The organism is Vibrio sp. MEBiC08052 (assembly GCF_001506075.1).
In the GTDB taxonomy this organism is placed as follows: Bacteria; Pseudomonadota; Gammaproteobacteria; order Enterobacterales; family Vibrionaceae; genus Vibrio.
The window spans coordinates 224595-243762 of record NZ_KQ947475.1; the positions used below are offsets into that span (position 1 = coordinate 224595).

Consider the following 19168-nt stretch of genomic DNA (forward strand, 5'->3'; position numbering starts at 1 on the left):
TTCTATTGGTGCCTCGAATTTCATGATGGCTTCGATTAGACTGGTGTCCATGATTTTGACATCTGATGTTCAGTGATATGCATCCATCCATTGCCCGAGTGGCATTACCTGTTCCTTTGGATAAACAGTTCGACTATCTGATACCAGCGCATTGTCAGCCTGTTATCGGTGGACGGGTTTCCGTGCCGTTCGGGCGACAGACATTGATTGGTATTGTGACCGAACTCGTCCATAACTCTGAAATGAGCCCCGATGTACTGAAACCGATTCGCTCTGTGCTGGATGAGCGGCCAGTCTGGTCCGCCAGCCTGTTTCGGCTATTCACATGGTGCAGCCAATATTATCAGTATCCACTCGGTGATACCTTGTCAAATGCGTTACCCGCAGCACTGAGAAAAGGAAAAACTGCTGATTTCGCTACCTTGCGGGAGTGGTGTCTGACAACTTCCGGACGAAATCAACTGATGCAGGGGCTTGGCCGTGCCGTCCAGCAGGCGAAGGTTTTACGTTTATTGGAAAACGGCACACAAAGCCATCAAGCATTGTTAGATGAAGATATCAGTCGTCAGGTTTTGAACACGCTTGAGGGAAAAGGGTGGATTGAAGCGATTGACCGGAAGCCAGACCGCCAACCGTGGCCTGAATTACTGGAAGACGAAGATGAGAAGCCGCAACTGAATATGGAGCAGTCCGTTGCAATTGCGACGATCAATAGCCAGTATGAATTTGGTTGCTACCTGTTGGAAGGGGTCACCGGATCCGGAAAAACGGAAGTCTACTTGAACTTGATTGCACCAGTCCTGAAACAAGGAAAACAAGCGCTGGTTCTGGTGCCTGAAATCGGTTTAACACCACAAACGATTCAGCGTTTTCGCTCACGGTTTATGGTACCGGTAGTGGTCATGCATTCCGGGCTCAATGAGACGGAAAGACTCAATGCATGGTTGTCTGCCCGGGATGGTCATGCCGGTGTGATTATTGGCACGCGTTCGGCGTTGTTTACACCGTTTGCTGATTTGGGAATCATTATTGTTGATGAAGAACATGATGCCTCATATAAACAGCAGGATAGCTTGCGTTATCATGCGCGGGATGTGGCAGTCATGCGTGCCAGCCTTGAACAGATTCCGATTGTTTTGGGGTCAGCGACGCCTGCACTTGAGACTTTACAAAATGCGCTCAGTGGTAAATATCACCATTTAACGTTGACACAACGGGCGGGGGATGCCGTTCCGGCTACCAATCGGGTTTTGGATGTCAAAGGGCTCTATCTTGAAGGTGGGTTGTCAGCACCGTTGATTGCTGAAATGAGAAAGCATTTACAGGTCGGAAATCAGGTTTTGTTATTTCTCAACCGACGGGGATATGCTCCGGTGCTGATGTGTCATGAGTGTGGCTGGGTGGCACACTGTCAGCGTTGTGATGCACGTTATACCTATCATCAGGTGACACAGGAGCTTCGCTGTCACCACTGCGGTTCTCAGCGCCCGGTGTTACATCAATGCCATGATTGTGGCTCGACGCAGATGGCGACGGTTGGTGTCGGTACTGAACAGTTGGAAACACAACTGGCGCAGATCTTCCCCCAATACCGCACCATCCGGATTGACCGGGACAGTACCCGCAGAAAAGGCACGCTGGAATCTGCCCTCAATGCGGTCCACCGGGGGGAATATCATATTTTAATCGGGACGCAGATGCTGGCGAAAGGTCATCATTTCCCAAGGGTGACACTGGTTGGCTTACTGGATGTAGACAGTGCTTTGTATAGTCATGACTTTCGGGCATCCGAACGATTGGCACAGTTATTTATTCAGGTCGCAGGTCGTGCCGGACGAGCCAGTCAGCCCGGTGAAGTCATCCTTCAGACACATCATCCGGAGCACAGTTTACTGCAAGCATTACTCCAAAAGGATTACCGTCACTTTGCCATGAGCGCGTTACATGAGCGGAAACTGGCATTATTACCCCCTTTCAGCTATTTAACCTTATTTAAAGCTGAATCAAATCAAGCCGAGCTTGGCGAGGATTTTCTCAGGCAGGTGAAGCAGACCTTGGAAGTTCATCCCTTGTTTGATCATGCAACCTGTGCCGTTTTAGGGCCATCTCCGGCACCGATGGCGAAACGAGCCGGGAAATATCGCTGGCAGCTATTGATGCAAACGATGAGTCGCCCGATGATGCAGAAACTGTTGATGAGTGCCAAACCTGTCATTCAACGCTTACCTCTCGCGGGGAAAGTTCGTTGGTCGCTCGATGTTGAACCCCATGATTTGTCATAATCCCCCGATCTCTATTCGGTAAGTCGGAAGGACATCGACTTGATTTGTATCTTTGCCACGATATAAAACCTATGTATCGTGATCTATTTCTCGTTTATGATGTAAGAAGTGTTAAATAGACCGTAACTTTATTTGTAGAAATGCTTAAACTATGGAAGCACATACATCAAGCTCTTGATAGATATATCAAAAGTGTTGTGCAATGAATCAGTTTTATAGCAAATACTATTTTGAAAGAGGGTTTTAATGTATGGCGACAATGAAGGATGTTGCTCAACTAGCGGGAGTGTCAACCGCGACCGTATCTAGGGCATTGATGAATCCCGAAAAAGTGTCGCCTACGACAAGAAAACGGGTTGAAGATGCAGTACTCGAAGCCGGATACTCTCCGAATTCACTGGCACGAAATTTAAGACGTAACGAATCAAAGACGATTGTTGCTATCGTTCCCGATATTTGTGACCCGTACTTTTCTGAAATTATTCGGGGTATCGAGGATGCGGCTGTTGAGCATGGTTATTTAGTGCTACTTGGTGATAGTGGACAACAGAAGAAACGAGAAAGTTCTTTTGTCAATCTGGTCTTCACCAAGCAAGCCGACGGAATGCTACTCCTTGGTACCGATTTACCGTTTGATGCCAGTAAATCAGAGCAGAAAAATTTACCGCCGATGGTGATGGCCTGTGAGTACGCACCGGAACTGGAACTACCGACCGTCCATATTGATAATCTGACCTCTGCGTTTGAAGTGGTTAATTATCTCACTCAGATGGGCCATAAAAAAATTGGTGAGATTGCCGGACCCGATTCAGCAGCGTTGTGTCATTTCCGTCATCAGGGATACATGCAGGCTTTAAGACGCGCCGGAATTACTATGAATCCTGCTTACCATTACAAAGGCGATTTTAGTTTTGAAGCTGGTGTGAAAGCGATTCGGCACCTTTTAGGGTTGGCCGAACCGCCGGGAGCTGTTTTCTGCCACAATGACATGATGGCTATCGGTGCCATTCAAGAAGCGAAACGCTTGGGCGTCAGAGTACCTCAGGACCTATCAGTGGTTGGTTTTGACGATATTAACTTTGCTCAGTATTGTGATCCGCCGTTAACAACAGTCTCTCAGCCTCGATATGAGATTGGCCGTCAGGCGATGCTGATGATGTTAGAAGTTCTCCGGGGACACGATGTTCGGGCCGGTTCTCGTTTGCTGGAAACAAAACTGGTGATTCGTGAAAGTGTTGCTGCTCCTCGTGGATGACATTACCTGAATTGCAACAATGCCGATGCGTATTGTACTCAGAGTTGTGCTTCCGGATGGTCTTCTTTAACATACAGTCATTGTTTGTAAGGTAAGCGTAATTTAGTGGCTAATAAAGACTATGTGAAACGGGGTAGTGCAGCGAAGAAAACTGCGCGTAAAACTTCGAAGAAACGCCCTTGGTTGAGTGGTACGCTCGCTGTGATTGTGGTGGCTGTGTTTGGATATGGCTTGTATACACTGAGTATACAGCCGTCTCCGCCGGTGAATTATGCACCAGTGGTTCAGAAAACCGAAGTCAAGCAATCTACGCATGATAATCAAAAGACACTTCCTCCGCCACCGACTGAAAAGTGGGACTATGTCGATATCTTACCTCAGCGTGAAATCGAGGTTACTCCGAAAGCGTTGAAAGTATCGGAAATTCCGTACATTATGCAGTGCGGTGCGTATAAAACGATGACTCAGGCTGACAAACGGAAACTGGACATCGCTTTTCAGGGCATTAAAAGTAAAATTCGCAAGAAAGAAGATAGTAGCTGGTATCGTGTAGTGATCGGTCCTTACAAATTTAAACGCGATGCTGAACGTGATCGGCACAAACTTCAGCGTGCTAAGATCGAACCATGTGCGATTTGGAAAGAAAAACAATAAACACGTTTCTCCCTATCCTCCGGAGCCGGTCACCGAATTCCGGAGGAAATAACAACAATATCCCGCCTTTTGACTTGAATTCAAACAAGCTTGTCCTTATATAGTTCCCTAACACACTTTATAAAATGGAAGAGGTCCTCTCGTGACTACAATCGTATCCGTCCGTCGTGATAATAAAGTTGTTATTGCCGGAGATGGTCAAGTTTCTCTGGGTAATACCGTGATGAAAGGAAATGCCCGCAAGGTGCGCCGCCTGTACAACGATAAGATACTAGCTGGGTTTGCTGGTGGCACAGCGGATGCATTTACATTGTTTGAGCGTTTTGAAAGCAAGTTGCAAATGCATCAAGGACATCTAGTGAAGGCGGCTGTTGAACTGGCCAAAGATTGGCGAAGTGATCGAGCATTGCGTCGTTTGGAAGCGATTTTAGCCGTTGCAGATGAGACTGCTTCACTGATTATTACCGGTAATGGTGATGTTGTTCAGCCAGAACATGATCTGATCGCAATTGGTTCCGGTGGCAATTATGCACAGGCTGCTGCGACGGCTTTGCTAGAAAATACCGATCTGGACGCTCAGGAGATTGCTGAGAAAGCGCTGCAAATTGCAGGTGACATCTGTGTGTTCACTAACCATTTCCAGACTATCGAAGTGCTTGATATTCCTCAAAGTGAATCATAGAAACTATTCGATAGCGTCTGCAATACGGAACAAAGGAAATAAGCATGTCTGAAATGACTCCTCGTGAAATTGTTCATGAACTCAATCGTCATATCATCGGTCAGGACAAAGCGAAAAGAGCGGTCGCGATTGCTTTACGTAATCGCTGGCGTCGAATGCAACTGGAAGAAAGTCTGCGTGTCGAAGTGACGCCCAAAAATATTTTGATGATCGGCCCGACAGGGGTAGGTAAAACCGAAATTGCTCGGCGTTTGGCAAAGCTGGCGAATGCGCCATTTATGAAAATTGAAGCCACAAAATTTACTGAAGTCGGTTATGTCGGTAAAGAAGTTGAATCGATTATCCGTGATCTGACAGATGTTGCGGTAAAGATGACCCATCAGCAAGCCATGGAAAAAGTGAAGTTCCGGGCTGAAGAGTTAGCTGAAGAGCGCATTCTTGATGTATTAATTCCGCCACCGCGTGATTCTTGGGGTGAAGAAGAGCGAGTCGAAGATAATTCTCATACCAGACAGGTATTCCGTAAAAAATTACGTGAAGGTCAGCTCGATGATAAAGAGATTGAAATCGATGTCGCTGCGCCGCAAATGGGCGTTGAAATTATGGCGCCTCCGGGTATGGAAGAAATGACCAACCAGTTACAGGGCATGTTCCAAAATCTGGCCGGGAACACGCAAAAGAAACGCAAGCTGAAGATTAAAGATGCGTTTAAGGCGCTGACGGAAGAAGAAGCCGCGAAACTGGTCAATCAAGATGAACTGAAAGAACAAGCCATCTTTAATGTTGAGAACCACGGTATTGTGTTTGTTGATGAAATCGACAAAATCTGTAAGCGTGGTGAAGTCTCCGGACCGGATGTTTCCCGAGAAGGGGTGCAGCGCGATCTGTTGCCACTGATCGAAGGCAGCACCGTATCGACCAAACATGGTATGGTCAGGACGGATCATATTCTATTTATTGCTTCCGGGGCCTTTCAGGTTGCCAAACCGTCGGATTTGATTCCTGAATTACAAGGGCGTTTACCGATTCGGGTTGAGCTGGAAGCGCTGAGCAGTGATGATTTCAAACGCATCCTGACTGAACCGAAAGCATCTTTGACAGAGCAATATCAGGCGTTGATGGCAACAGAAAATGTTGCTATTGAATTCACAGAAGAGGGGATTGCACAGATTGCGGATGCCGCTTGGCAGGTGAATGAAACCACTGAAAATATCGGGGCTCGCCGTCTGCATACCGTAATGGAACGATTGATGGATGAAATTTCTTTCGATGCGACCGATAAGGCCGGATCGTCGTTCATCATCGATGCCGATTATGTGCAAGAGCGTCTCGGTGAATTGGTTGGCGATGAAGATCTCAGCCGCTTCATTCTGTAAGAGCCAAACTGTGATCGGGACAGTGATGCCAGTGTTCTCAATTGCCTGCTCGGTATGGTTGGTTCACTTGGCATTTTAATGTCATCTGGGTATAAAAGCTCGCATTTTTATGCGGGCTTTTTATTATCAATGAATTCGTCGTATACTAGGACACTTGTCGTCCACTAGGCTGTAATCATGATGAACTCTCTTTCGATTTGGATGGATGCGGCTAGACCGAAAACCTTGCCTTTGGCATTGATTTCGATCCTCACAGGAAGTGCCTTAGCTTTTTCTGAAAAGCATTTTTCGTGGCCAATAGCAATTTTGGCCTTGGTCACTGCCATTTTACTGCAAATTTTGTCTAATCTTGCCAATGATTATGGCGATGCGGTGAAAGGAACAGATAATGATGCTCGATTAGGTCCTATGCGGGCGATTCAGTCGGGTGCCGTTACATTGAAAGACATGAAATATGCCATGATGATCAATGTACTGCTTACCGTCGTTTCTGGTATGGCGTTGATTTTGTATGCCTTGGACTCGCTTGAAAATATTCTGGTTTTTATTGGCCTTGGCGTTATGGCGATGATCGCAGCTGTTGCTTATACCGTCGGTAATAAGCCTTATGGTTATGTCGGGCTGGGTGATGTCTCGGTGTTTATCTTCTTTGGCTTGTTGGGGGTCTCCGGGACTTATTTTCTTTATACCGGTCAATTGAATACGACGTTGTTACTGCCATCGATCGCGTGTGGTTTATTGGCTGTTGCAGTATTGAATGTCAATAATATGCGGGATATCGAAAATGATGAAATTTGCGGTAAGCGAACCATTGCCGTTCGTTTAGGCCCGATACTGGCAAAAAAATATCACTTTATTCTGTTAGCCGGTGCTGTCTTCACGTTTAGTTTGTATCTGTGGTTACAGACTGATCCGCTTTGGCTCGCTCTTCCTTTTCTACTCAGTCTGGTGGCGATGATCAAACATGCGGTTGCCATCTGGGAAGCAGAACAGCCGGTGCAGATCGCACCGATGTTACCTGCTGTCGTCAGATGTTCTGTCGTGACAAATTTATTGTTTGTCGGAGTTGTCATTGCTCAAACACTGATCAGTTAATTGCGCTTTGTCATTGCAATGACTTACATAGTCGATATACTCATCTAAGATACTTTCCGCTGTGAGAATGGTTGCCATGGAATACAATACATCTGCACTTTGTGATATTTATTTCGATCAGGTTGATGTTGTAGAACCGATGTTCAGTAATTTTGGTGGGCGAGCCTCTTTTGCCGGCCAGATAACAACGATCAAATGTTTTGAAGATAATGGTTTGATCCGTGAAGTGCTTGAGCAAGACGGTTTGGGACGGGTGCTATTGGTTGATGGCGGTGGTTCTTTACGTCGTGCCCTGATTGACGCGGAATTAGCTGCGCTCGCTGAAGAAAATGAGTGGGAAGGACTGGTTGTTTACGGGTGCGTTCGAGAAGTTGACGAGCTGGAAGAAATGAATATCGGTATTCAGGGCATGGCATCGATTCCTGTTGGCGCTGCTGCACAAAGTGTGGGGGAGATCGATATCCCCGTTAACTTTGGTGGCGTCACCTTCTTACCGGAAGATTATCTTTATGCAGATAGTACCGGTATCATTCTTTCTCAGGAGCCTTTGAATACTGACCTTGAAGAGGCTGAGTTGGATGAGGAAGAACTCGATGATGATGATATTATTGTCGAAGAAGATGAAGACCGGATTTAATCTGGATTTTGTCTGATGTCAGAGCCGTTTATTGCTTACGGCTCATCGTCTTCCTTTTGACTGGCTTTTTTGTCGCTGGATGCAGGCTTTGTCGTCGTAAAGATAAAGCCTGAAAATATCCAAATACCCCACCGAGAATGTTGCCTATGGCAATTCCTGCAAATAACCCATTCACCTGCCAAAGTTGTGATCCGACCCAAGCTGAAGGTAGCGTAAAAATAAACAGACGCATGAAATTCCAACTGAAGGCTCTCAGAGGTTGGTGTAGCACGTTCAGGGCTGAAACAATCATCATCACAATCCCCTGAAATCCATAACTTAATGGCACAATCAGCAGATAATGCCAGAGTATTTCCCGAACCTGTGTTTCTTGTGAGAAGAGGGCAGAAATGGGGATACTCAGTGGAACCATCATTAAGAAAATGATGCTCTGAAACACAACAGAAAACCGCATACTCAAGAAAAGTCCGGCAAAGCCGCGTTGTGGATTGTCGGCACCAAAATTCTGCGCTAAAAAAGGTGTGAGTGTCGAAGTTAACGACATCAGTACCAGAATCAAAATCGACTCCACACGTTGTGCTGCACCGTATGCTGCAACCGCCTCGGTACCATGTTGGGAGAGTAGTATCATCAACAATGCACCGGAAATCGGGTTCATCGCGTTGGACAGCGCTGCAGGGGTTCCAATCCGCAAAATCTGCTGCCAGTCTTGCCATAATGACCGCCAATAAGGTCGTGTACCTAGTCGTTCCCGGTAGAATAAAATATATAATGTACCAACCAAGACTGAACACCAGCTAATCGCACTGGCAATCGCTGCGCCTTGAATTCCAAGCTCGGGAAAAGGGCCATAACCGAAGATGAGTAATGGATCTAAAATGCCGTTGATGGTGCCGGAAAGAATCATGAGCAATGCCGGGGTTCTGGTATCTCCGGTTGCCCGGATGGCGCTGTTTCCGGCCATAGGAATGACCAGCAATGGTATGGCAATATACCAAACGGACATGTATTGCTGTATCAAAGGCAGTAATGTTTGCTGAGCACCGAGTAAGGTAAAAAGAGGCGAGATGGTTAACAAGCCAATGCCAGAAGCAATACTGACTAAGAACACGGCCAGTAGCAAACCATGAATTGTCAGGCGAGCCGCATTGTGTATCGATTTTTGACCCAGCAAATGAGCAATACTGGTCGATAAACCAACACCGATCCCCATGGTGATACAGTTCACAGCAAAAGTAACAGGGAACGTATAGCTGACGGCAGCCAGTGCTTGGGTACCGAGCAGAGAAATAAAGTAAGTATCGACTAAGTTGAACATCAGCACCGATATCATGCCGAAGGTCATCGGGATTGTCATCCGGCGGAGTACGACGGGAATTGGTGCCGAAAGCAGCCCGTGTTTATCATGCATAGAAAGAAGGATGTCTATCGGGGGAACCGGGCTCACAGCATACTCGATTCTGGTCAAAACAGCCAGTTTAGTACCTGAGTGATAAAAAGGCCGGCAAATGCCGGCCTTGAAAATACGTCAATAATTGATCGTTATGCTTTGGCTGCCGCAGCTGCTTTCGCAATCGCTGCAAATCCTTTCGCATCTAATGCGGCACCACCAACCAATGCGCCATCGATGTCTGGTTGAGCAAAGAGTTCGGCTGCATTTTCTGCTTTTACGGAGCCGCCATACTGGATGATGACATTTTTAGCCACTTCTTCACTTTCTTTTGCAATATGAGCACGAATAGAAGCATGAATTGATTGTGCTTGTTCTGCTGTCGCTGCTTTACCAGTACCGATAGCCCAGATTGGTTCGTAAGCGATGATCGCACCGTTGAGTGCTTCAACACCTTGCGTTTTGATCACAGCGTCAAGCTGGCGTGCACAAACGGCAAGTGTCTCACCTGCTTCGTTTTGAGCTTCTGACTCACCGATACACAATACAGGTGTCAGGCCATTTTCTTTCAGAAACGCAAATTTTTGTGCGACGAACTCATCAGATTCATGATGGTATTCGCGACGCTCAGAGTGACCGATAATGATGTGCGTTGCACCAAAGTCTTTCAGCATTTGAGGAGACATATCACCGGTGAAAGCACCACTGTTGTTAACATCAGTATTTTGTGCGCCCAGAATAATCTTATTTCCGCCTTCTTTGATTAACCGTTCTGCAAGGTCAAGATACAAAGCAGGTGGTGCAACCGCGACGTCAACACCGGCTATGCCTTCGAGTTCAGCATTCAGGCCAGAGAGCAGTTCTGTGACCATCGTTTTACTTCCGTTTAGTTTCCAGTTACCCATAACAACAGGACGACGCATAGGAATATCTCCAAATTCAGTGAGTATAAAAATGTGACTTCGACAGAATATAACAGATAAAACCAAGTAGATCATGATACGAATCATGACTTTCTTGGTTAGCATATTTGAGATAGTTTCAATTTGGTTTTATTTTACCTGAGTAATTCGTTGTGGGGCGGGAAGCTCTGGAATCCTCGGTAGTATGTCATGATAGGGATACATCATATGATCAATCTTCGGATGGAATATTCAGCACCGGTTGATGAACGTGTGAATATTTCTCGGTTACTGGAAGACCTTCATCAAGTGTTACTCCACGATGAAACTATTCAGCGATTCGGTCTATCGGTCAAAAGCAATGCCATCCGGAGCCACCAGTGGTTTGTCGGTGAGCAGTTGGATTCTGTTGATTTTATACAGTTGATTGTGGAAGTGAGTCAGGAGTATGTCGCGGATATCAGTTGTTCTGTGATCGGAAAACTGACCGAACGTTTTGAACAGGATGCGAATAAAATTGAAAATCTTTCAGTTTTTCTGAGAGTGATCGAGCAGCACTATATTCGGTGTCACAGTGAATAATACCCTCAGAGAGGGTATTGATAACCAGCTTAAGGTTTCAAACAACACCATAGAGAGCTTGCCAAGCCGGATTGAAGTCGGGAAACAGCTTCGCAAAAAATGTCTCTTTTTAGGCACAGCCATTATGCGTATGGCTTCGCCGTTTCTGATTCAGACATGTGGCCTGTATCGATGAAACGGAATTACATCAGCAGGGCTTGGGTTGTTGTCTGCCGAGTTGCTGGTTAACGCATTTTGGAATTTAACCATCTGAGCACTCAACTCTCTCATCAGTTTTACATTGGCATGATCCGCGTTTTTGCAGGAACGTACGACTCTATCGATGTGGCTTTGCTGAGCCCATAGTCGGTCTTGCATTTTTCGAGACGATGAGAGAATCATCTCTTCGCAGATGTCTCGTTTGAGCATCGCGAATGCTTCCGGATTGTGTTTAGCCAGTGCTACCAGCTCATCAAATGGGGGGAGCTCGGTATAAAAACTTGGTGCGGCCATATATCACCTCAGTTTCTTTGTATGCTAGCCTATGACTCAAATTAAATACGTTTAATTAGAATACTACTCAATGATAAACCAAAATTGATCAAATTGTGAACTTAATGTGAGAACTTCTAACAAATGGACACTAATTGAGTTTCTTAATGATATAACTGCAACGCCGATGTCCGGAGACAATGTGCTCTTGACGTTCGATAGTACACAGCCCTTTAAGCAGAGACTGAAAGATGTGTAATTCAGATTGGCAAAAGCTTTGGCATCGCGTTGCTGCTTTACATATCGGGCAATGATTCTCGATGAGACGGTAGCCATCCGATAAAGTTTCCAGCTTAACCATATAGCCTTCTCTTTCTCTCAAGATCACTAGCATGTCGAGTTTTTCTTCCAGTGTGGTACAAGTCTGAATTTCAGAGCGGTATTGTGACAATGTTTGCGCTTCTCTGGTGGCAACAATTTTAGCGATACCTTCTGAGCCGTATACCTGCTCTATTGCATCAATTACCTGAAGCGTTAATTCACCATGACGGTCGGCAAAATAAGCATGTCCATTTTCTGTCAGTGTCCAATGGCGAGTTGGGCGACCTACCTTGACTTTGACATCATAAAAGTGGACCAAGCCATCTTCTTCAAGTGACTGAAGATGTTGACGGGCTCCCATTGTGGTGATTTCGAAGCGATCAGCAAGTTGTTTCGCAGTGACTGCGCCTTCTCGCTTGAGCGTATGCAATATCTTGTCGGCTGTTTTCATCGGTGTCCTCTTCGCTCCGCCTATTATTCAGACTTCAGTTAATAAAGTAAACAATTGACTATTGGCCAAAGATGAGAAGCTGTCGGAGAGAAAAAGTCAGGAATGATTATTATTTTGTTATACAGATCACATTTTTTTGCCTGTTTACCCTTGGGATATTTACTTTTCTCCCCCACATAGAAAGCACCAGCTGGTAAACAGCGTTTTCATAAACAACACAAATAATTAAATCAGGAGAGACGACCGATGAATATTCGTCCATTACATGACCGAGTTATCGTTGAACGCCAAGAAGTTGAATCCAAGTCTGCTGGTGGGATCGTTTTAACTGGTTCTGCGGCGGAAAAATCAACACGTGGAAAAGTGCTTGCTGTCGGCAACGGCCGAGTGCTTGAAAATGGGACAGTTCAGCCGCTGGACGTCAAAGTTGGTGATACTGTTATTTTTGCTGAAGGTTACGGCACCAAGTCGGAAAAAATCGATGGCAAAGAAGTATTGATCCTTGCTGAAAATGACATTCTGGCGATTGTCGAATAAAAGTAGGCGTTGAGTAATTTTTGCTCTTATTCAAAACAATTGATGAAAACCGAATCAAGAAATAGGGAATAAAAGATGGCTGCTAAAGACGTTAAGTTTGGAAATGATGCACGAGTAAAAATGCTGGAAGGTGTAAACGTTCTGGCTGATGCAGTAAAAGTAACATTGGGCCCGAAAGGCCGTAACGTTGTTCTGGATAAATCATTTGGTGCGCCAACTATTACCAAAGATGGTGTTTCTGTTGCACGTGAGATCGAACTGGAAGATAAATTCCAGAACATGGGCGCACAAATGGTGAAAGAAGTTGCATCTCAGGCAAATGATGCAGCTGGCGATGGAACAACAACTGCAACAGTTCTCGCTCAGTCTATCGTCAATGAAGGTCTAAAAGCGGTTGCTGCCGGTATGAATCCGATGGATTTAAAACGTGGTATCGATAAAGCAGTGATTGCGGCTGTTGAAGCATTGAAAGGGCTATCTGTACCATGTGAAGATAACAAAGCGATCGCACAGGTTGGTACAATCTCTGCGAACTCTGATGCCAGCGTGGGTAACATCATTGCTGAAGCAATGGAAAAAGTAGGTCGCGACGGTGTTATCACCGTTGAAGAAGGCCAAGCGCTACAAGATGAACTGGATGTCGTAGAAGGGATGCAGTTTGATCGTGGTTACCTGTCACCTTACTTTATCAACAACCAAGAATCTGGTTCTGTTGAGCTGGAAAATCCATTTATCCTGTTGGTTGATAAGAAGATATCAAATATTCGCGAATTACTGCCAGTGCTTGAATCTGTTGCAAAAGCGTCTCGTCCGCTGCTGATTGTTGCAGAAGATGTTGAAGGTGAGGCGTTGGCTACACTGGTTGTCAACAACATGCGCGGTATCGTGAAAGTTGCTGCTGTGAAAGCGCCTGGTTTTGGTGACCGTCGTAAAGCGATGTTGCAAGATATTGCGATTTTGACTGGCGGTACGGTGATTTCTGAAGAAATTGGTCTGGAGCTGGATAAAGCAACTCTGGAAGATCTGGGTCAGGCAAAACGTGTCACTATTACTAAAGAAAATACCACTGTGATTGATGGTGCTGGTGAAGCTGCGGCAATTGAGGGGCGTGTCGTTCAGATTCGTCAACAAATTGAAGAAGCAACGTCTGATTACGACAAAGAGAAACTGCAAGAGCGTGTTGCGAAACTTGCCGGTGGTGTTGCCGTGATTAAAGTTGGTGCAGCAACCGAAGTTGAAATGAAAGAGAAGAAAGACCGTGTCGAAGACGCCCTCCATGCAACGCGTGCTGCTGTTGAAGAAGGTGTGGTTGCCGGTGGTGGTGTTGCCCTGATTCGTGCGGCTTCTCAACTGACTGACCTGCAAGGTGACAACGAAGAACAGAACGTTGGTATCCGTGTTGCACTACGTGCAATGGAAGCGCCAGTTCGTCAAATCGCATCAAATGCGGGTGATGAAGATTCTGTGGTTGCCAATAACATCAAAGCCGGTGAAGGTAACTACGGCTATAACGCTGCAACAGGTGAATATGGTGATATGATTGCAATGGGCATCCTTGATCCAACGAAAGTAACCCGTAGCGCGCTACAGTTCGCGGCATCTATTGCTGGTCTGATGATTACCACTGAAGCGATGGTTACTGACGCACCGAAGAAGGATGGCCCGGCAATGCCAGATATGGGCGGCATGGGCGGAATGCCAGGCATGATGTAATTTATTCATCATTTTGTGCATGATCTTGAAAAGGGTGAGGTTTCCTCACCCTTTTTTCATTTTTGCGGTGACTGGTATAGGATGTTGATCTTCTTTCTGACGATGGTGTGGATATGTTAATTCAAGGATTAAGTTATACGTATGCGACGGAACAGCTGAATATTTCCCATTGGGAGCTTCAGCCCTCACAGCATTGGGGCGTGTTTATTGCTCATGCGCAGAGTAGTGAACTTTTAGTGCGCCTTCTATCCGGTACACTGGCAGAAAGTGAGCAAGCTATCGAGGGCAGACCTGCACGTGTTGGCTTAGTTTCTCTGTCTGAGCAGCAGCGGTTACTGGATGATGAAATTGCCAAAGATGAAACCGATTTTCAGGATCATATCGATTATGGGTCTACGGTAGAGGCGCTGTTACGGGAGGCCGGATGCACCGAGGATGAATTTGCATATTTGCTTGATCTGACCGATTTGAACCATTTGAGGACTCGCGGATTCCGCCAGTTATCAACAGGTGAGACTCGACGTTTAATGCTGGCTCGAGCGTTAGCTGGAAAACCGGAACTCCTGATTTTGCATGAACCATACTCCGGATTAGATGTAGCGCATCGTCGTCAGCTTACCGACAGCCTCAATCAACTGGCCGGTGAAATGCAATTGGTTGTAATCACTTCACGGGAAGATGAACTCCCTGAATGCCTGACCCATATTGCCTTATTTGATGATAAGCAGTTGACCCAAACCATGACGGTGGAACAGTGGCGACAGCATCCGATTTTAGAGCAACTGGCAGCGCTGACAGAAACTAAACAGGATGCATGGCTGGCGTTGAGCCAGCAATATGCCCCGGACACCATGATTCCTAATCCGAGAGTGATGATGAATCAAGTGAAGGTTGAGTACACTGATGGTCTGATTTTTCAGGATCTTTCGTGGCAAATTCAGGCCGGTCAGCATTGGCAGATTCGTGGTCCGAACGGATGTGGTAAAAGTACCTTACTCGGCCTGATTTTGGGCGATCATCCACAGTGTTACTGTAACGATATTACGGTGTTGGGGATGCGTCGCGGCAGTGGTGAGAGTATCTGGGATATTAAACGCCATATTGGTGTGGTTTCTTCTGCTTTGCATCTGCAATACCGAGTGAACTGTTCTGTATTAGATGTGTTGCTATCGGGGTTCTTTGACTCAATTGGTCTTTATGAAAAACCCTCGGCTAAGCAAGTGCAGATGGCCCGACATTGGTTAGATGTGCTGGAAATGAGTGATTATGAAAAACATACATTCAGGCAACTGGATTATGGGCAGCAGCGATTATTGTTAATCGTCCGTGCGTTAATCAAACAGCCGGTGTTACTGATTCTGGATGAACCCTATCAGGGGCTGGACTACTTAAACCGCCGTTTGGTGATGACGGTGCTTAACCGTTTGGCTGAATTGAAGATGACGCAGTTATTATATGTCTCGCACTATGAGGAAGATCGACTCTCTGCGATCCGTAATTATGTCGATTTTGTTGCACATCCGGAGGGAGGGTATCGGGTCTGTATTTCGGAGGAAGCGTAACTTCCTCCGGATAGTATCTTTTCTCTAAGCTTCCGGTTATTCCAGATGTAAATCCAGTGGTGTCTTACTACGACGTCCGCCGATTTCCCGGGTCAGTCTGGGAACGAGATAACCGGAGACTTGTTCAATCACGCCAGCCATAATGGTTCTTGCTGCTTCATCTGAGACAAAGAAGTGTGCAGCGCCCTGAACTTTATCCAGAACATGCAGATAGTAGGGAAGGATGCCAGCCTGAAACAGCGCCTCACTCAGCTTAACCTGAGCGTCTATCGAGTCATTGATTCCCTTGAGTAGCACCGCCTGATTGAGCAAGGTGACACCCGCCTGACGCAGAGACATCATCGCCTGACTGAGTGATGCATTAATTTCATTGGCATGATTGATATGAGAGACAAAAACCACCTTCAAACGGGTTTGAGCGAGTAACTCAGTGAGTGCCGGGGTGATTCGTTCTGGAATCACGACGGGTAAGCGAGAATGAAACCGTAGTGTCTGAATGTGTGGAATGAAAGCAATCTGCTCGATCAGCCAACGGAGTTCATGATCTTTTGCCATGAGTGGATCGCCACCGGACAGAATCACTTCGTTCAATTCAGGATGTTGTGCGATGTAAGCTAAGTTTTCCTGCCAGACTGTTTTATTGCCTTTGTTGTCCTGATAAGGAAAATGTCGGCGAAAACAGTAGCGACAGTTAATGGCACATGCGCCTTTTAAAATCAGCAGTACCCGATTGTGATATTTGTGCAACAGTCCCGGATGATCGTTATTCTGTTCTGCCAGTGGATCCGTTGAAAATCCCGGAAGAACTTCGAACTCCTGACTGAGCGGTAGCACTTGACGTAACAGCGGATCAAATGGATTACCTTTTTCCATGCGCTCGGCAAAGCTAAGCGGCACCCGTTGTGCGAAAAGCTTCCTAGCTTTAAATCCTTGCATCCAAGGCGTTGGATCAATTTCCAGATATCTGAGCAGCTGCTCTGGATCTGAGATCGCATTCGCAAGTTGTTTGAGCCAGTTTTGCTCAACAGATTCAATTTTTCGGGTTATTATGTGCGGCATTGAATTTAACTCGAAGTATAAGTAAGAGGAAATAATGGCTACTGTTAGCACGAATGAATTTAAAGGCGGTCTGAAGATTATGATCGATAACGAGCCTTGTGTCATTCTCGAAAACGAGTATGTAAAACCAGGTAAAGGTCAGGCATTCAATCGCGTTAAAATCCGTAAATTGCTTTCCGGCAAAGTGTTGGAAAAAACCTTTAAGTCCGGAGACTCCGCAGAAGTCGCAGATGTCATGGATATCGATCTGGATTATCTTTATTCCGATGGCGAATTCTATCATTTTATGAATAGCGAAACATTCGAACAAGTTGCTGCGGATGCAAAAGCTGTCGGTGACAATGCGAAATGGTTGGTTGAGAATAATGCGTGTATGCTGACGTTGTGGAATGGCAACCCAATCGCTGTAGCGCCACCTAACTTTGTTGAACTGGAAGTGACTGAAACTGATCCGGGTCTGAAAGGGGATACTCAGGGAACCGGCGGCAAACCTGCGACATTATCGACCGGTGCAGTGGTTCGTGTACCGCTGTTTATTCAGATTGGTGAAGTCATCAAAGTTGACACGCGCACTGCTGAATATGTGAGCCGCGTAAAATAGACGGGTTTCAGCATGGGGTGAGTCTGAACCTCAGTGTTTTGAATGAGAAAGGGCTGCCGATTCGGCAGCCCTTTTTGATCGCACGTGAATCTCGTTTAGATCATAAAAATGAACACGATAGAGAGCGCGGAAATGATCGTTGCAATGCCATAACAGGCGATTTTACCCACCACACCGGTATGGATTTTCAGGTCATGCATGCCGTGATGAACACGGTGCATAGCATGCCACATTGGGAGTGCAATCGTGGCAATCACAAATAGTGCGCCAATGATATTGGTCGCAAAACCTGCCACGCGGTCATAGCTCAGCGCGTCTGCATCAAGCATGCCCAGCGGGCCCATAATCCCCAGTACAAAAATGGTGATTGGAGTAATCATGGCAAACCATGTACCACCGGCACCGAACAGGCCCCACCAGACGGGTTCGTCTGAACGTTTTGGATTTTGGTTAATCACGCGTGTCTCCTTAAACGATAATGAGCACAAAAACAGAAATCACGGCAACAGCAACCCATTGGCTCAGCACGATAATTTTCTTATCAATCAGCTTGCCTTTCAGTCGCATCGGTACCACTTGTGGCATCATGCCGAAGAACGTATGGGCATGAAACAGGCTGGCGACCAGCGCAATGACGTTGATAACGATCACCAACGGGTTGGCCATAAAGTTCAGCCAGGATTGCCATGCCTCCGGCCCTTTCACCAGACATCCCAGACCTACCGTGAGGAATAGGGTAAACACGATTAAAGGAAGAACGGTCGCCTCACGGATCATATAGAAGCGATAGAACGGATTGCTTTTCCACCACGTCCGTTTCACTTCTCTTACATAGGGCTTACGATTACTCATCTCTTATGCCTCCTGAGGTTTCAACATCGCAATGACAAAGTCCATCGACGACACCACTTTACCCTGGTTCACCGCGGCTGCCGGATCAACACTCTTCGGACAAACTTCAGAGCAGTAACCGACAAAGGTACATCCCCAGACACCGTTTTCGCCATTGATCAGATTCATCCGCTCGGCCTGACCATTATCACGGCTGTCGAGATTATAGCGATGTGCCAGTGTCAGTGCAGCCGGACCGATAAATTCAGGATTGAGGCCGAACTGCGGACAGGCGGCATAACACAAACCACAGTTGATACAGCCGGCAAACTGTTTGTACTTTGCCATTTGCTCCGGGGTTTGCAGGTTGGTGCCGTCTTCCGGTTTACGGTCGTTACCGATGATATAAGGTTTGATTGCCTCCAGACGCTCGATAAATGGCGTCATATCGACAATCAGATCTTTCTCAATCGGGAAGTTGGCCAGTGGTTCGATTTTGACACCATCCGGGTAGTCGCGCAGGAAGCTTTTACAAGCGAGTTTCGGCACGCCGTTGACCATCACGCCACAAGAGCCACAAATCGCCATCCGGCAAGACCAACGATAGGAGAGGTTCTTGTCCAGATGATCTTTCACATATGAAATCGTGTCGAGGATCGACATGGTTTCATTGAACGGGACTTCGAAGGACTGTAAGTAAGGCGCCTCATCTTTTTCCGGGTCATAGCGCAGAATGTCTACTTTTTGAATACGTTGGGTGACCATGA

General features: G+C 46.4%; 20 protein-coding genes. 12 read left to right on the forward strand and 8 right to left on the reverse strand.

The window, feature by feature from the left end:
* The first annotated feature begins 77 nt into the window (after nucleotides 1-77).
* From priA to rraA, 7 genes are all read left to right on the forward strand, one after another.
* Entirely contained in the window at nucleotides 78-2282 is a 2205-nt protein-coding gene (priA, locus tag VRK_RS00990; protein ID WP_059122589.1) for a primosomal protein N', read from the forward strand.
* A gap of 250 nt (nucleotides 2283-2532) precedes the next feature.
* Complete coding sequence (gene cytR, locus VRK_RS00995; RefSeq protein ID WP_059119692.1) at nucleotides 2533-3537, forward strand: DNA-binding transcriptional regulator CytR; 1005 nt, start codon at nucleotides 2533-2535, stop codon at nucleotides 3535-3537.
* A 105-nt stretch (nucleotides 3538-3642) separates the two neighbouring features.
* Nucleotides 3643-4191: an SPOR domain-containing protein gene (locus tag VRK_RS01000; protein ID WP_059119693.1), complete on the forward strand. Its 549-nt coding sequence runs from the start codon at nucleotides 3643-3645 to the stop codon at nucleotides 4189-4191.
* A 142-nt stretch (nucleotides 4192-4333) separates the two neighbouring features.
* Complete coding sequence (hslV, locus tag VRK_RS01005) at nucleotides 4334-4873, forward strand: ATP-dependent protease subunit HslV (protein ID WP_038178732.1); 540 nt, start codon at nucleotides 4334-4336, stop codon at nucleotides 4871-4873.
* A gap of 44 nt (nucleotides 4874-4917) precedes the next feature.
* Nucleotides 4918-6249 carry an HslU--HslV peptidase ATPase subunit gene (hslU, locus tag VRK_RS01010; protein WP_059119694.1) on the forward strand — a complete coding sequence of 444 codons (1332 nt, stop codon included), beginning with the start codon at nucleotides 4918-4920 and terminating at the stop codon, nucleotides 6247-6249.
* A 177-nt stretch (nucleotides 6250-6426) separates the two neighbouring features.
* Nucleotides 6427-7344: a 1,4-dihydroxy-2-naphthoate polyprenyltransferase gene (locus tag VRK_RS01015; protein ID WP_059119695.1), complete on the forward strand. Its 918-nt coding sequence runs from the start codon at nucleotides 6427-6429 to the stop codon at nucleotides 7342-7344.
* Nucleotides 7345-7420: 76 nt separating this feature from the next.
* Nucleotides 7421-7981 carry a ribonuclease E activity regulator RraA gene (rraA, locus tag VRK_RS01020; protein WP_059122590.1) on the forward strand — a complete coding sequence of 187 codons (561 nt, stop codon included), beginning with the start codon at nucleotides 7421-7423 and terminating at the stop codon, nucleotides 7979-7981.
* Nucleotides 7982-8009: 28 nt separating this feature from the next.
* Here the strand turns inward: rraA and VRK_RS01025 are convergent, their stop codons facing one another.
* On the reverse strand, nucleotides 8010-9392 hold the full coding sequence (locus VRK_RS01025) for an MATE family efflux transporter (RefSeq protein ID WP_059119696.1): 1383 nt from the start codon (nucleotides 9390-9392) through the stop codon (nucleotides 8010-8012).
* Between the two features lie 131 nt (nucleotides 9393-9523).
* Nucleotides 9524-10294, reverse strand: coding sequence for a triose-phosphate isomerase (gene tpiA / locus VRK_RS01030; protein ID WP_059119697.1), 771 nt, complete (start codon nucleotides 10292-10294; stop codon nucleotides 9524-9526).
* Between the two features lie 207 nt (nucleotides 10295-10501).
* Here tpiA and VRK_RS01035 point away from each other — a divergent pair, with 207 nt between their 5' ends.
* Entirely contained in the window at nucleotides 10502-10855 is a 354-nt protein-coding gene (locus VRK_RS01035) for a tautomerase family protein (protein WP_059119698.1), read from the forward strand.
* 150 nt (nucleotides 10856-11005) lie between these two features.
* Here VRK_RS01035 and VRK_RS01040 read toward each other — a convergent pair whose 3' ends face one another.
* Both VRK_RS01040 and VRK_RS01045 read right to left on the reverse strand, forming a co-directional pair.
* Nucleotides 11006-11347, reverse strand: a complete 342-nt coding sequence (locus VRK_RS01040) for a DUF3135 domain-containing protein (protein WP_059119699.1) — start codon at nucleotides 11345-11347, stop codon at nucleotides 11006-11008.
* A gap of 130 nt (nucleotides 11348-11477) precedes the next feature.
* Entirely contained in the window at nucleotides 11478-12098 is a 621-nt protein-coding gene (locus VRK_RS01045) for a helix-turn-helix transcriptional regulator (RefSeq protein WP_059119700.1), read from the reverse strand.
* Nucleotides 12099-12344: 246 nt separating this feature from the next.
* On the opposite strand from VRK_RS01045, the gene VRK_RS01050 reads away from it, so the two are divergent.
* The 3 genes from VRK_RS01050 (at nucleotide 12345) to VRK_RS01060 (ending at nucleotide 15910) form a co-directional block, all read left to right on the forward strand.
* Nucleotides 12345-12635, forward strand: coding sequence for a co-chaperone GroES (locus VRK_RS01050; RefSeq protein ID WP_059119701.1), 291 nt, complete (start codon nucleotides 12345-12347; stop codon nucleotides 12633-12635).
* A 75-nt stretch (nucleotides 12636-12710) separates the two neighbouring features.
* Nucleotides 12711-14348, forward strand: coding sequence for a chaperonin GroEL (gene groL / locus VRK_RS01055; RefSeq protein ID WP_059119702.1), 1638 nt, complete (start codon nucleotides 12711-12713; stop codon nucleotides 14346-14348).
* A gap of 113 nt (nucleotides 14349-14461) precedes the next feature.
* Entirely contained in the window at nucleotides 14462-15910 is a 1449-nt protein-coding gene (locus VRK_RS01060) for an ATP-binding cassette domain-containing protein (RefSeq protein ID WP_059119703.1), read from the forward strand.
* A 36-nt stretch (nucleotides 15911-15946) separates the two neighbouring features.
* On the opposite strand, the gene epmB is transcribed toward VRK_RS01060, so the two are convergent.
* Entirely contained in the window at nucleotides 15947-16969 is a 1023-nt protein-coding gene (epmB, locus tag VRK_RS01065) for an EF-P beta-lysylation protein EpmB (RefSeq protein ID WP_059119704.1), read from the reverse strand.
* 34 nt (nucleotides 16970-17003) lie between these two features.
* On the opposite strand from epmB, the gene efp reads away from it, so the two are divergent.
* Nucleotides 17004-17570, forward strand: a complete 567-nt coding sequence (efp, locus tag VRK_RS01070; RefSeq protein WP_059119705.1) for an elongation factor P — start codon at nucleotides 17004-17006, stop codon at nucleotides 17568-17570.
* A 95-nt stretch (nucleotides 17571-17665) separates the two neighbouring features.
* Here efp and frdD read toward each other — a convergent pair whose 3' ends face one another.
* From frdD to VRK_RS01085, 3 genes are read right to left on the reverse strand one after another with little or no spacing between them, the layout of a single operon-like run.
* A complete protein-coding gene (frdD, locus tag VRK_RS01075) occupies nucleotides 17666-18028 on the reverse strand; it encodes a fumarate reductase subunit FrdD (RefSeq protein ID WP_059119706.1) in 363 nt (120 codons plus the stop codon).
* Between the two features lie 10 nt (nucleotides 18029-18038).
* The gene (gene frdC / locus VRK_RS01080; RefSeq protein ID WP_059119707.1) at nucleotides 18039-18422 is read right to left on the reverse strand and encodes a fumarate reductase subunit FrdC; all 384 of its coding nucleotides are present in this window, start codon (nucleotides 18420-18422) and stop codon (nucleotides 18039-18041) included.
* 3 nt (nucleotides 18423-18425) lie between these two features.
* A complete protein-coding gene (locus VRK_RS01085; protein WP_059119708.1) occupies nucleotides 18426-19166 on the reverse strand; it encodes a succinate dehydrogenase/fumarate reductase iron-sulfur subunit in 741 nt (246 codons plus the stop codon).
* Nucleotides 19167-19168 lie beyond the last annotated feature (2 nt).